This window comes from Beggiatoa leptomitoformis (genome assembly GCF_001305575.3).
Lineage (GTDB): Bacteria > Pseudomonadota > Gammaproteobacteria > Beggiatoales > Beggiatoaceae > Beggiatoa > Beggiatoa leptomitoformis.
This window is the reverse complement of record NZ_CP012373.2, coordinates 1,248,625-1,263,350: the sequence shown is the minus strand read 5'-3', so window position 1 is coordinate 1,263,350 and position 14,726 is coordinate 1,248,625. Positions and strand designations below refer to the sequence as shown.

The following is a 14,726-nucleotide window of genomic DNA, read 5'->3' as shown; positions in this document are numbered from 1 at the left end:
ATGACAAGGGTATGTCATTTATACCGATTAGGGGAGATTTTTCAAGGAAGAAATTAAATCGCTTGAGAATATATAGAGATTGTAGATAGTTTTCGTTAAAATAATAACTTACTTCAGGCGATTCATTTTTAATAGTTTATTTGGAGAAATTATGTTTCCTTTGTTAATACCACTCATTTTACCCTTCATCGAAGGGGGTTTAAGCGTGGCTGGTGAGTCTTTAGTAGGTAAAGTATTGGTTAATATAGGTTTCAACCCTGATGTGGAAGCAGGAACACAGCTATTACAAAAGGGTATCAATACATTGCAGGCTTCCGTTGATACAATCAGTAATGGCATTACAAACCAAACGGCGATGCTTTCTGTTATTCAATCTTCTATTGGTGCAATTGGTGCGGTTTCTGTGGTTGGATGTGCTTTATCTGCGGTTAATGTATATCAACTAGTCAAAGTGCAAAAATCCATTCGTGCGTTAGATGCAAAGGTTTCTGACGGTTTCATCGACTTATAAAGTACATTTTGATAGAAAACTGGATAATCTTTTAGAGTACCAACAAAGACAGCGACTGGCATTAGCTTACACGGCTTATCGTCAAGGCATAGAACAGATAAAAACTTCTTTGTTGATTAAAAACAAACAAAATCGTAATAATCACTTAACACATTGTATATCCACTTTTAATCAGTCTCTCGCCATTTATGACACACCAGATGAGTATCAGGCAAGCAATTTACCCGCTAAATTGAGACGGCTCGAGTGTTGTTGGTCTATTCAATCCACAGTTGCAGAAACTTATGCATTACAAGAAGAATATGCTGCGAGTTTACATAGTTATAAGTCGTTGCAGCATCGTATATTCCGTGAAATTGACAGCTTCAAACCCGAATTAAATGAGGATAATTGTCAGTTTATTACGGCTGATTTACATTGGTTATTTGAAAACGATTTAAAATTGATTGACACTAAAATCAAGCTACTAGATGACTATGAAAGGACACAAGTATTTTTACCTGTAACCATTGAAGTTAGAAAGACAGAAGAAGATTTGGCTATTGTAGAAAAAACATCGCTGATGTCTGCAAAAGAATATATGAGTTGTGTTGTTTCTGGTAAGCGACAAGAATACGTTAAAAACTTTTTGCAGAATAAAAACAGATGGCAAGCGATTTCCCCAGAATTTAATTCTTTAGAAACTAAAGATTTTTCTCTTATTCAATACTGTAATGTTTACAGTCAACTGTTATCTATTCTCGACGAGAAAACGCTTACAAAAGAAATCAATAGTGTTGTTGAGAAGTATTTGGTAATGCCATCTAAAGGCTCAATTTTTTTCAAATCGACCATTCCTGCGAAAAAATTAACCAGTGTCTTAGGAACGTATGCAAAGGATGCACAAAAAGAAGAGCAATCACTTGTTTTAATTGATAATACTTTATTTGGTAGTGCGACAGACGGCATTTTCTTAACTGATAAAGCTATTTATTCTGATGAGTTTGGTGGTATTCCTTTGGATACGATTCACTCGGTGGAGTTGCGTCATGATGGTTGTTTGTTACTCAATAATAATAAAGCAATTACTATCAATGGAATATCCAAGGAAATAGCCTTTCGCTTTGTTCAATTGCTTGAAGACTGTAGAGAAGCACTATACAACCTGTGGTTTAAACGCGGATTACTTTTAAGAGCTTTAAAGGATGGAAATCGAGCTGAATTTGCGTTTAGAAAAACGATTGCTTTAAAACCTGATGATATTAAAGGTTTTGAACATCTTGTTTATTTGGGGGTTGATGATCCCAGTATTGTGCAAAACTACTTACAAAAGTTATTAGCAACGAAGAATTTGGAGAAGCTAGAAAGGCTTGTTCAATTGAAACCAACCAATGAACAGGTGTTATTTGGTTATTGTAGGCATTTGTTCACGTTAGATGCTCACGTCAAAATTCACAATTTGATTCGTCAAACCAATAATCAGCAAATGTTATTGATTTATGCCGATTATTTAGCTAGCCAATTTAATGCTGAAGTATTCAAAATACTGGTTGATTCATTCCCCGATAATCCAGATTTATTATGGAAATATGCGGTATTTTTAAATAAAACACAGCAATATGAATCTGCTGTAGGCATTTTAAACAAACTACGTAAAATCGCACCAGATTATGAGTGTGAATCGGTATGTCGTGAACGGGCGATTGCCTTGGTTTACTTAGGATACTATCAAGAAGCATTGATGGCTTATCAACAGCTTGCTAAGTTAAAACCACAAGATGTAGAAATTAGTTGGAATCAAGTGCAACTGTTAATGCAGTTACAACGCTATATGGATGCATTGACGATTTTAAATCAGTTAGAATCTTCCGAAGAGGCGTTGCTCTGCCGTTTATTACTCGCCGTCAAGTTAAATCAGTATGCAGAAGTAAAAGCTGTCAGTGCATGTATGTTTAATACGCATGAACACAAGCATTTATTGCAGTTTTTAGACTCGTTAGAAATATAGAAAACGCAGGCTATGATGTTACACAACACGATTTAGCATAGCCTGCGTGTTATAACACATTAAATTATCAACTCACATTTGGTTTCTTACTAATTGAGTTTTTTCTAGCTTTGTCAAAAGGATAAAGTGTTCTTTAAGAAGTTTTTTACGTTTGAAATAACAGATGTCTTGTTGAGCATTATGTGTAATATTTTCAACGAGCAAACGCAAAGCAATGTCAACGGCTGATTCACCCGCTAAACCACTTTTTTCAATCACTTGTTGTATTAAATCGTCATCTACTTCAATTTGCATTCCCTGCTCCTAGAAAACAGATATCCATGTTGCTTAAGATACTTGATTTAGATGACAATTTAATAACAGTTTTAGCTAGGTTGTTCTGCAATCCCCAAATTATTATCGACATTACGCAGTATCGGTGTATTGAGCGTTTCGATTTTAATAACTTTCTGTTCACGTAAGTAGTCAGCCACAATTTCCCAAATAGGGCTACCTTCTGCTTGGCTGCCCACTGTTGCCCATCCTGCAACGGGGTAGCGTTTTTGCATGTCTATGGGTGTACCATCGTCTAGTGTCATGTTGCTAATCCGTTGATTCATATTAGCTGTTGGGTCACAAACGTAGTTTAAACCACCCACACGTACCATATCGCCGCCTTGTTGTAAGTAGGGGTCTGCGTTGAATAAATTATCACAGACATCTTCTAGGATGAGTTTAATTTCTGTTCCTGTCATGTCTCGTCGATAAGTTTCTGGGTAGGTGATGCAGGTTTGGTCTAGGACGTTTTCCATTGTAATGGCTTGTCCCGGTAAAATGCTGGTTCCCCAACGAAATCCGGGGGAGAGGGCGATTTGTGCATCGTGTTGTTGACGAAGTGCGTTGCAAATGAGTTGGTCAAACGTGCCGTTAAAATTACCGCGTCGATAAAGTAGGGTGTCGGTTGTGGCCAGTTTTTCAGTAAGTTTATTGAGGAATGGGGCGCGGACTTGGTCAATGTAGGCTTGCATGTCTTTGTCTGCGGGGAGGAGGTTGGCAAAAATGGGGAGTAGATGGTATTGGTAATCTTTGACTTTGCCATCGCTAACGGTGAAATCTAGTACACCTAGAAATTTGCCGTTTGAGCCTGCATTGCAAACAAGGGTCATGCCTTGGTTGTTTTTAACTTCAACGGGTTTGGGTACGCCATCGTGCGTATGTCCGCCAAGGATAACGTCAATACCTGTGAGTTGTGCCGCCATTTTTAAGTCAACATCCATGCCGTTGTGGGAGAGGACAACGACAACAGCGGGTTTTTCTTTGGCACGAATCTCGTTGATTAGCGTTTGCATCGCTTTATCTTGAATGCCAAATGTCCAATCGGGAATAAAGCGTGAGGGGTTGGCAATCGGGGTATAAGGAAAGGCTTGTCCTATGATGGCAACGCGCACGCCGTTAAGTTCGCGGATGGTATAGGGTTTGAAGGCATGTCCTGTTTTTTCGTCGTAAACAGGTTTATCTTCAAAGAGGTAGGCTTCTTCACGGACGGTGATATTTTGTGCAATGAATTCGCCTTTAAAGCGTTGGATGTTTTTGAGGATTTCATCTGCTAAGTAGGTAAATTCCCAGTGTCCTGTCATGATATCTACGCCGAGTAGGTTGCACGCGCCGACCATGTCTTGTCCACGTGTCCAGTAGGCTGTGCCTGAACCTTGCCATGTGTCACCGCCGTCTAGGAGTAGGGTTTTTTCTTTGCCGTAGCCGTCGCGTAGGCGTTTGATGAGGGTGGCTAGGTGGGCAAATCCGCCGATTTTGCCGTATTGTTCGGCCGCCGCGCTGAAGTTGAGATAGGTAAAGGCGTGTGCTTCAGGGGTATTGTCGGCAATACCTGCTTGTTGTAGAAGGGCTTTACCAACAATATGGGGTATTTTCCCTTGCATTGTGCCTATACCTAGATTGATATGGGGTTCACGGAAGTAGAGGGGTTGAAGCTGGGCATGGCTATCGGTGATGTGGAGTAGGCGAATTTGTCCAGCATTGGGTATGTCGTATAGGTCGGCGGATTGTTGGGCGCGGGCATGAATGGATTTGGGGAGTAATCCTGCCGCGCTGGCAATGGCCATAATTTGCATGAATTGGCGACGATTAATAGACATAGAACAAGCTCCTGCATTGGATTAGTTAGTATATAACTAAATACTAACATGCTTTTGGTGAGTTTTTTTGTTTTGGAATATCTATAAAAAGGGTGTTGGTTAGATTTTTGGGGTGTGATAAAGCCATTGAGGATAAAAAAGATTATTCTCTTTTGAAAAGAGTGGCGGGGATTTGATTCGTTATCAAGGTAGGTCTTTCGCAAGCTCTCTTTTTTAAAGGCGGAAGCCTCTGTCAAATATTCAAGAGTTGATGAGGAATTTCCTGTTTTCTCTCACTTTATTAATGGTCTTATTTTATGTTCCCTACAAAAAATCTTTACTTGTTCGGCATTGCCGATTTTTTAGTCTGTGATTGGTTTGTATCGATTATTTGTAGGGTTTTGTTGGGTGATGCAATAACGTTGGTGCAGACCTTCTGTATTTTAAAACAGGGAAGCTCTTAATTTATTGATTGTTAATTTGTAGTATTACCAGCCTTTAATATTTTTGAGGATGTGGTCTAGCATGGGGGTAACAAAGATGATGGTAATGGAGATAATCATCCCACTCAGTACGCCTAGGCCAATGCCAACTGCCATCAGTGATTTTACGCGCAAATATTTTGCGTTAAGGGTGATTTGTAACGAGGTTAGTTTTTCTTTTTCTAGGCGTTGTTGTTCTTCAATTTGGGCGCGTGCGGTATCGCGTTGTGAGCGTAGTAATTCAGTGTCCTTTTGGGCTTGATGACGTATAACTTCAATTTCTTGTTTTAAACGAAATTGTTCGGCTTCAGTCTTTTTCAATAATTCGGTTAGTTGCTTTTGTAAATTGTCGTCTTTGTGTTGTCGTTCGGAGGCGATTCTGTCAACTTCGCTTTTTAGACGAACCATTTCCATTTTGGCTTGTGATAGTTGGTCTATTTGATCGCGGGTTTTTTCTTGGCTTTGTTCAAGATAGGCGATTCTGGCTTCAAATTCTATTTTTTCTGCTTCAGCGCGTTTGAATGTTTCTGAAGTATCATCTGCGACCGCTTGTAATTTTGCAATGGCACTTTGTAAGGAGCGAATTTGTAACGCAAGTTTTTCCGCTTCGGCTGATTTGCGTGAGGAGGCTTCGGCTGAATCCGCTTCTTGCGCTTCGCTTTTTAATTGGTTGTAACGCCTAATAAGTTTTTGAACTTCTGCTTTAGCCTGTACGATAGAAGACATGTTTTCACTCTCAATAATATACTGAATACGGTGCTGTTGTAGTAAACGAGTTGGGATTTAGGTTTAAACAATAGGGCAAGGAGGTGCTATCGTTAATAAATCCTGTGATTAATGTGTGTAAAAAGTCGCACTTAATGTAGTGTTTAATATTACCTTTCCGTAGCGACTTGCTAAAAAACAGGCACCGTTGTTAAAAGCTGTTACGCCATATTAATTTCTATAGTAACATGCACAAACTCGCTTCTATGTGCTAGGAGTTTTTTGTAATACGCTGGTTCATGTGGGTTTTTAGCTACAATAGAAATGATGATAGCAGATTGATTAGCATTAATGCGCCATACATGCAAATCTTGTACACGATGTTGTTGTTCCGCTTCTATTGTTGTTCTAACATTGGCTAATATTTCAGGTTTTATGCCACTATCTAGCAATATATTGCTGGTATCGCAGAGGAGTCCATAAGACCATTTGAGTATTACCACAGTACCAATCAATCCCATGAATGCGTCAACCCAAACCCAACCAAAGAATTTGCCTAGTAACAGTGCTACAATCGCCAATACAGAGGTTAGCGCGTCAGCCAGTACATGCAAGTAGGCGGCTCTGAGGTTGTGGTCATGGTGTGTGTGTTCGTCATGCTCATGCGTATCATCATGGTGGTCATGACCTTCATCTAACCAAACAGCACTGATTAAGTTAATGATTAATCCGAGAATGGCGACGATAATTGCTTCATTAAATTGGATGGTTTGTGGGAAAAATAGACGGTTGACGGATTCTATCCCTATCATTAGCGCGACAATAGCGAGAATCAATGCGCTGGTAAATCCGCCCAGTACACCAACTTTTCCTGTGCCGAAGCTATATTGTGGGTCGTTGTGATGATGGCGCGCATAACGATATGCAAACATGGTAATGCCAATTGCGAGCGCGTGTGTTCCCATGTGCAGTCCATCGGCGAGTAATGCCATAGAACCATAAAGTAGGCCTGCGGTAATTTCTACTACCATCATAAGCAGTGTTAAGAGTGTAACACGTTGAGTATTGCGTTCATGTTCTTGATTGTGTATATCAAACTGATGTACGTACTGACAATAATGTTGAGCATTCATAATATTTTTACAGGAAGTAGAAGGATAATAACCTAGTTAATTTATCAGAGTTATAGGTAAAATAAACCGTTTGATTGATTTATCTCTGTCTTGCCACAATCAATAAAACGACGCATGGGTGACGGGGTTGCGCCGTCAAGTGGCAAACATTATGTTATCTTTAATTTTTGGAGACTGTTTGTATGGATGTTTTAGAGCGTATTAAACAACAAGTTGAGAGTAATGCTGTCGTTATTTATATGAAGGGCACACCTGAATTGCCACAGTGTGGTTTTTCTAGCCGTGCGTCTCAAGCCTTACATGCTTGTGGCGTTGATTTTGCCTATGTCAACGTATTAGCAGACCCTGAAGTTTTTCAAAATTTACCGCGTTTTGCAAATTGGCCCACATTTCCACAAATTTATGTTAGTGGGGAATTGATTGGTGGCTGTGATATTACCTTAGAATTGTATCAAAAAGGTGAATTGAAACCCATGTTAGAAGATGCAGTTGCTAAGAAAAAAACAGCATAACCTTCAGTTTGTTAGTACAGTTAAAAAGTAACGATGGACAATGTGTACAGGTGGCATGTTGTCCATTCTGTTTTTATTAACTTATCTTGTTTATAGCGAAAATGCCACTCATTAAGGATTTGCTTAAGAAAAAAACCGTTTTTTACTCTATTGTATTATTGGTAGTGAGCGTTTTAGTCCTACGCTTTCGTGCATCAGAACCCAATTTACCGACTATTTTTATTGTCATGCTGATTATCTTTAGCATTGGTTTTTTGGTGGCTCGCAGCATCGTCAGTAAGCGTTTAACCGTTATTACCACAACAACACGAACAGCAATACAAACAGCAATCAAGGGAACACTTGCAACAGGCTTGTGTGTTTCTCCCGACCAGAGTCGTTTAAGTAAGTTTGAATTAGAGGCATTAGATAAAGCCCTAGATGCAACTTTAAAAAAAGAAATTAATATGAATAAATATAATTTTCTTGCTATGCATTTATTTTATTTTTTCATATTTGGTATTGCGTTGTTTGTCTTTATGATGCTGTTTTTTTTCAGTAATCCCAATATTGTCGCCTTTTTTATATCATTAATACGTAATGAATGTACTTAAGGATGGAATTAACTATCTGTTTTTATAAATAAACGCAAGGATTTTTAATCCTTCACTTGTTTTTTTGTAACACCGCCGAAGTAACCATATTATGCCTGTTGTAATGCCTCATGATGATAAAAAAACGGTTTTAAGAGAAATAGAACAAGAACGCCTTGTTGAAATCTATCAGCATTCACAAGCATTGATTCGTCGTGTTGAAGCGATTATTACCCCAAGCGTTGAGCGTATTGCAGACCTTTTCTATACAGAAATGCTTACTATTGTGGGCGCACAACCTTTTTTGAATCATGCCTTGGTTGACACACGCTTGCGTTTATCTTTAGCAGAGTGGATTAAACAACTGTTTCTGCCACAAACGAAAGAAGAAGTTTATCTGCATATTCAAAGACAACGCGAAGTCGGTAATATTCACGCGCGGATTAATATTCCTATCTATCTTGTACATCATGGTATTCGTGTTCTCAAGCGCGAGTGTCGACAATTACTAATAGACTCAAACTTAGAACGTAATGAGATGGCAACCGCATTAAGTTTGGTTGAGGAATTACTGGATTACTCCTCATTTTTGATTAATGAAAGCTATTTTAACGACATTATTATTAATGAACGTAGTGCGCAAGCTTTACGAATGAATACTATTAATCAAGGTCTTGCAATGGATTGTGAGCGGTTGCGCTCTTTATTATTTGACTGGCTAAGACGCATTCTAACGAGTTTATATCAAACACCTGCGCCAACCTTGCAACAATTACCGACCATTTTTAGCTCGGACTTTGGTTTGTGGGTAACATATAAGGCAGAATTACTTTTTATTGATCATCAGCAAGAAGTTGATCATCTTAAAGCACAATTAATAAAAATCAATGAATTGGTAAAGCAGGCGATTACATTGCGAGATACAAACTCGATAATTGAATTAGGTGCAACCATTAATAATTTGAATGATGCTGTCACGCATTCATCATGGTTTCTTTCCTCTTTTATCAATCACGCATTAGAGATGGAAAGTGGGCGCGACCCGCTGACGCATTTATTCAATCGACGTTATATTCCAACCATTATGCAACGGGCTATCCGCATCAGTGCGACGCAAAATGCACCATTTTGTATTTTATTGTTGGATATAGATTTTTTTAAGAAAGTTAATGATGGATGGGGACATGACAATGGGGATGCAATTCTCATCCAAGTTGGCGAATTATTAGTAACGCATGTTCGCGCGGGTGATTTTGTGTTTCGTTATGGCGGAGAAGAGTTTTTAGTGTTGCTAAACGATATTAATTTGGATACAGCAACGCATATAGCAGAAAAATTACGCCTATTAATTGAAAAGCACACCTTTTACATTAATAAAACCATTCCTTTTACGATTACAACCAGTATAGGCATTGCGTTACATGAAGGGCATCCTGATTACTCGGTTGTTATTTCCCAAGCGGATGGGGCATTGTATCAAGCAAAAGAAAAAGGACGTAACAGAATTGAGGTTGCAAACAATCTGCTAAGCAACCCTCCAACAACGGCTTAATCTAAAAATTAAAGCAAAGAATAGGTTATTTTCCTTTCTTTTTTTCCTCTTCTAATGCCATCTCTAAAAGAGAGCATTCTATCGCCAGATATTTTTCTACCTGTTCAGCCGCTTCGTCCAAGTTATCACATTTACTCAACTCTTCTAATTGCTTACAAAAATTAACTAAACTGATTGAACCCACACTTGCAGCCCCGCCTTTTAATTTATGTACCGCTTGATAAAACATATCTTTATCAAGCAAGAGGATTGCCTCATGTACGACAGCTTGATAACGAGGAAATTCAGTTAAAAATAAATCAATTAACCAGTTAATACCCCGTTTTTGCATGTCTTGTCGCATGGTTTCTATCATACTCAGAGAAATAATTTCTTCTTGTGTATTGATAGAAAGTAAGTGTGGAGAATACGCCTCGTTACTACTTGCCATTAACTTATCATCAATAACATCATTGATTACTAAAGGCGATGTTTTCTCTGTAAAAAAATAACTCAGTCCACAATAGCGGGTTAACATGCGCTCTAAATCATGAGAATTAATTGGTTTACTCAAATAATCATCCATTCCTGAGATAAAACAACGTTCCCGTGCGCCATTAATCGCATTCGCGGTAACTGCAATAATTGGAATATGCGAATCGGTTTTGAGTTTTTTCTCCTGTTGCCGAATAGATTCCGTTGCTTGATAACCATCCATTTTTGGCATTTGGCAATCCATAAAAATCAAATCATAATTTTGTGCGTTCAATGCAACCAATACTTCCTCACCATTATTAACCACTGTTACTTGACAATGTAGTTGCAACAACATGTCCTTCATAACCTCTTGATTAATAATGTTATCTTCTGCCAATAAAACATGTTTTTCATGGGCTGAAAGAAATGCTGTGCCTGTATTCATAGTATCCGCCTTATTAAGAATTGACGTGAACAAATGCTGTAACAATTTTGAAGGCATAACAGGTTTTTGTAAGTTATATTCATTTGGAATAGATAGCTGTGGGTAATCCTGCTTGGCGGGATGAAGTATTATCAAGGGTATCTGATTAACTTGCGTATTTGCATGAATAATCTGTGACAAACTCATGCCTTGCAAGTAAGGTAAACAACTATCGATGATGACCACGTCATACGCTTGGCGTAAAGCCACAGCATCTAACAAACTATCCAAACACTCTGTTGCACTGCTTACACAGTCAACCTGCAAATGCCACAAACGCAATTGTTCAGTGATAAATTGACGATAAAGCGGATGAGGTTCTGCAACCAATACACGACGATTATGCAAATTTGCGCGTTGTTCTGCCGTCCCTAATGTCGTATTCGGACAATTCATTTTTTGTAACACAATATCAAACCATAAAGTGCTTTGGTCTTCTGTTTGATGATAAAAACTGAATGTCCCCCCCATCACATCAATTAAATGGCGCGCTACGATAATACTAATATTTTCAATGCTATATTGTGTTGCATCATCCGCAGTCGCAACCGATTTAAATAAATTATCCAAAACAGACGTATTAATAACACCGTGACTATTAAGTTCTATATGTAATTTAACCGCTTGTTCTGTCTCCTCTAACAAACCAACCTGTAAGAGAATACAGCCCTGCTCTGTTGATTTAATTGCATAATTCAATAAATTATTGACTACCTGTCGTAACCGATCAATATCCCCTTTTAATAAATAGGTTGCAAAAAAACTAAATTGACAGATAAAAATCAAATCTTTACGTTGTGTTGCAAGGGCTGCCTGCCCTAATAAATCCTCGATTAACGCATGAACATCTATAGCACTGAGTTCTAGGTTTAATTGTCCTGTTTCAATGCGGGAAAATGCTAAAATATCATTAAAAAAATTTAATAAATTTTCACTGGACTCTCGAATTGTTTCAATCGAATAACGCTGTTGACGTGGCTCAATGGGCGATTTTAACAATAACTCTGTTGTTCCAATAATATTATTTAATGGCGTGCGAATCCCTTGATTAATAGCATTTAAAAAAGTGCTTTTTGTTCGTTGTGTTGTTTCTAGCGTTTCACGTACCTGATGCAAATCTGCTTCAATTTGTTTATAAGCCGTTAAATCTTTTATAAAGTTTACTATTAAAGATTCTTGCGAAGAATCTTCATAATTTTTAAACAAAAAATGATTAATCAAAACGGATACTAAATGCCCTTGTTTATGGCGTATTTTTCCAACCCACTGACTAGGAAATTGCTCACTATTCATTTCTACATCTATAAATAAATGGATTGAATTTCCTTGTAATTCATCCTTTGTATATCCAATTAATTGGCAAAAAGTGGGATTAACACTATAAATTATCCCATTAGTTTTAATAATACAAAATCCCTCTGTCGCATGACGAAATAATGTCTCGTGATATTTCAACTGTTGAACATATACTTGTTCTTTTTTCAACGATTGCGTTACGTTATAAGCGATTACTAACAAATCGGTATCCGTTATAAACTGATAATAAACATCATAATATTCCTGATTTTTAGCAATAGTTAATGGCTTATGGTTTATCCGTCTTGCCAATGCTTCTTGAATATCTTGCAAAAAATCGGGTAAGGCTTGATAAAGTGTAAAAATAGATGAGCCTGTCAACGGATAAGCCGTATTACCAAAAGAATGTAACTGTCCAAACGCGATTTGAACAATCCCTTGTTGATTCAACTGCCAAACAGTAACGGGTAAATGATTTAAAACTGTTTGTAACGTCTGCAACTGCGTTTGTAATAACACGGTTTGATGTCGTTCTTTATGTCCTAAAAAAGTCGCCATTGCAGATAACAACAAACTCAAGGTTAGAAACACGCTAAAAATAAAGAAATTATTCGTCACATCTTGCGCGTTAGTTAGCCACAACAGCACTGCAAGACAACATGACAATAGGACAGAAAAAATAAATGGTTTCGTAATCAAATAGCTTTTCATAACTAACAATAAATTGTCCTTGAATAGTGAGATTGAACCCTTGAATATTTGTTGCTATGCAACAACACAACAAGATTCGCTCATCATAAGATGAAATGCGTTTTATGAATAGGACTGTAACATGCAAGAAACAGACGAAGAATTAGATGCCTTATTAAATAAAATGTTACCTACATTTGAAGAAAAAATGCCTTTTAATAAACTGTTAGGTATTCAAATTGTTTCACTGCATTTAGACGAGGTAAAAATTCGTTTTGACATGCGTGAAGCATTAATCGGGAATTTTGTACATGGTATTTTACATGGTGGCGTTATTGCCTCGGTTTTAGATGTCGCTGGTGGCATGATTGCGATTGCTAATTCATTTAAACAACGACGCGAAAACCTAACCGAAGCTGAACGGATGCAAGGTATTGATAAAACAGGAACGATAGATATGCGCATCGACTATTTACGTCCGGGGAGAGGCGTTTATTTTATTGCAACATCAACCATTTTACGTAGTGGTCGCAAAGTTACCGTTACCCGAATGGAATTACATAATGACGAAGATTTATTAATTGCTGTCGGTACAGGTTGTTATCTGGTTGGTTAAAGTTAAGTCATCGCTTGAATACACATTCTTAGACACAAATAATTCACATTGCAAGTATAGATAATATCTTGAGATAAAAGTAAAGATTGTGTGTCCGAATCAGAATTTACTGAATTTTCGGCGTTAGAAAACATCAATTTTTTTGTCTTTGCGTCTGAAAGTGCCGATATGTTGACTTATCAAATTTAGGTGGGCAATACTCAGCCTACCATCATTTTTAGTAACTATTTTGTAGAACAATAACATACAATGGATGCCATCGCTTCAAGTAGTATTGTCCGCACAGTTTTTACATAACTAAACTTATTTAAAAAAAAACCTGTCAATATTTTAAATGTTGACAGGTTTAGGTTCTAAAAATAAGTATTTCAAAACAGGTTTACAACTGCGCTAACATGCGTATAACGCATTTTTAATCGCGTCTGCATCCTCTTTTAAACTGTCTTGATGATACGCAATAATATGTGCAACCTCATTTTTCGAGCCTAAAATCACGGGAATCCGTTGATGCAATTGTGTGGGGGTAACTTCCATAATGCGTTCTCGTCCTGTTGAACTTAAACCGCCCGCTTGTTCAACGATAAACGACATGGGATTAGCCTCGTATAACAGCCTTAACCGTCCGCCTTTCTTGGCTAATTTACTATCCAATGGATACAAATACACGCCACCGCGCATCAAAATGCGATGTACATCAGCGACCATAGACGCTATCCAACGCATATTATAATCCTTGCCACGCACGCCTGATTTACCAGCCAAACACTCGTCAATATAACGTTTTACAGGGCTTTCCCAAAAACGCATATTTGACATGTTAATCGCAAACTCTTGTGTCTCTACAGGAATCATAATGTGCGGATGCGTTAAAACAAATTCACCGACATTTTTATCTAAGGTAAACCCGTTCACACCATTTCCTGTGGTTAGAACCAACATGGTTGCGGGTCCATAAATAGCGTAACCTGCGCAAACTTGGCGTGTTCCCGCTTGCAGAAAATCAGTCAGTGTTGGATTTGTAACACCATCAGGGCAACGCAAAATTGAAAAAATTGTTCCAATCGACACATTATTTTCAATATTCGAAGAACCATCCAACGGGTCAAAAACTAACAGATACTTACCGCGCGGATATTTAGATGGAATAGGATAAACTTCTTCCATTTCTTCCGACACCATCGCCGCTAAATGTCCTGCCCATTCGTTAGACTGAATAAAGATGTCATTAGAGATAACATCCAGTTTTTTCTGGACTTCACCTTGTATATTGACTGTATCCATCGCGCCCATAATATCCATCAATGCACCATGATTGACGGCATTGGAGATAAATTTGCAAGCGGTAACAATATCATTCAATAAAGCGGTAAATTCGCCTGTCGCACCTTTTGTGTGGCGTTGTTCTTCAATAATAAATTGGGTAATGGTCATGCGATTATTGTGCATGATGCTGCCGTCCTTTGTGTGGGGGTAATTGTCGTTATATAATTTTTCTTTCTTGATTCTACATAAACCATAAAGATTTTTTTAATTATAATTCTTTATCGTTTTTATAAAGCGTTATCGTGTTTAAAGGGAAGTGGTATATTGTGAAAGAAATATCTGTGAAAAGTAGATTT

General features: G+C 37.9%; 12 protein-coding genes. 6 read left to right on the top strand and 6 right to left on the bottom strand.

The window, feature by feature from the left end:
* Positions 1–151: 151 nt before the first annotated feature.
* Together AL038_RS05255 and AL038_RS05250 are read left to right on the top strand one after the other, a co-directional pair.
* The gene (locus tag AL038_RS05255) at positions 152–511 is read left to right on the top strand and encodes a hypothetical protein (RefSeq protein WP_062150035.1); all 360 of its coding nucleotides are present in this window, start codon (positions 152–154) and stop codon (positions 509–511) included.
* The gene (locus AL038_RS05250) at positions 477–2,498 is read left to right on the top strand and encodes a tetratricopeptide repeat protein (RefSeq protein WP_145917061.1); all 2,022 of its coding nucleotides are present in this window, start codon (positions 477–479) and stop codon (positions 2,496–2,498) included. Before AL038_RS05255 ends, AL038_RS05250 begins: the two co-directional genes overlap by 35 nt.
* 72 nt (positions 2,499–2,570) lie before the next feature.
* On the opposite strand, the gene AL038_RS05245 is transcribed toward AL038_RS05250, so the two are convergent.
* The 4 genes from AL038_RS05245 to dmeF form a co-directional block, all read right to left on the bottom strand.
* A complete protein-coding gene (locus AL038_RS05245; protein ID WP_062150029.1) occupies positions 2,571–2,792 on the bottom strand; it encodes a type II toxin-antitoxin system VapB family antitoxin in 222 nt (73 codons plus the stop codon).
* Positions 2,793–2,863: 71 nt separating this feature from the next.
* Positions 2,864–4,630, bottom strand: a complete 1,767-nt coding sequence (soxB, locus tag AL038_RS05240) for a thiosulfohydrolase SoxB (RefSeq protein ID WP_062150026.1) — start codon at positions 4,628–4,630, stop codon at positions 2,864–2,866.
* Positions 4,631–5,097: 467 nt separating this feature from the next.
* Entirely contained in the window at positions 5,098–5,817 is a 720-nt protein-coding gene (locus AL038_RS05235) for a hypothetical protein (RefSeq protein ID WP_062150023.1), read from the bottom strand.
* 200 nt (positions 5,818–6,017) lie between these two features.
* Positions 6,018–6,929, bottom strand: coding sequence for a CDF family Co(II)/Ni(II) efflux transporter DmeF (gene dmeF, locus AL038_RS05230; protein ID WP_062150019.1), 912 nt, complete (start codon positions 6,927–6,929; stop codon positions 6,018–6,020).
* Between the two features lie 182 nt (positions 6,930–7,111).
* Here dmeF and grxD point away from each other — a divergent pair, with 182 nt between their 5' ends.
* From grxD to AL038_RS05215, 3 genes are all read left to right on the top strand, one after another.
* Positions 7,112–7,441 carry a Grx4 family monothiol glutaredoxin gene (gene grxD, locus AL038_RS05225; RefSeq protein ID WP_062150016.1) on the top strand — a complete coding sequence of 110 codons (330 nt, stop codon included), beginning with the start codon at positions 7,112–7,114 and terminating at the stop codon, positions 7,439–7,441.
* 101 nt (positions 7,442–7,542) lie between these two features.
* Positions 7,543–8,034 carry a hypothetical protein gene (locus AL038_RS05220; protein WP_062150013.1) on the top strand — a complete coding sequence of 164 codons (492 nt, stop codon included), beginning with the start codon at positions 7,543–7,545 and terminating at the stop codon, positions 8,032–8,034.
* A 91-nt stretch (positions 8,035–8,125) separates the two neighbouring features.
* Positions 8,126–9,565: a GGDEF domain-containing protein gene (locus AL038_RS05215; RefSeq protein ID WP_062150010.1), complete on the top strand. Its 1,440-nt coding sequence runs from the start codon at positions 8,126–8,128 to the stop codon at positions 9,563–9,565.
* 25 nt (positions 9,566–9,590) lie between these two features.
* Here the strand turns inward: AL038_RS05215 and AL038_RS05210 are convergent, their stop codons facing one another.
* On the bottom strand, positions 9,591–12,419 hold the full coding sequence (locus tag AL038_RS05210; RefSeq protein WP_161575433.1) for a response regulator: 2,829 nt from the start codon (positions 12,417–12,419) through the stop codon (positions 9,591–9,593).
* 214 nt (positions 12,420–12,633) lie between these two features.
* On the opposite strand from AL038_RS05210, the gene AL038_RS05205 reads away from it, so the two are divergent.
* Positions 12,634–13,107, top strand: a complete 474-nt coding sequence (locus AL038_RS05205) for a thioesterase family protein (RefSeq protein WP_062150004.1) — start codon at positions 12,634–12,636, stop codon at positions 13,105–13,107.
* A gap of 390 nt (positions 13,108–13,497) precedes the next feature.
* Here AL038_RS05205 and AL038_RS05200 read toward each other — a convergent pair whose 3' ends face one another.
* Positions 13,498–14,553, bottom strand: coding sequence for a class 1 fructose-bisphosphatase (locus tag AL038_RS05200; protein ID WP_062150001.1), 1,056 nt, complete (start codon positions 14,551–14,553; stop codon positions 13,498–13,500).
* Positions 14,554–14,726: the final 173 nt, after the last annotated feature.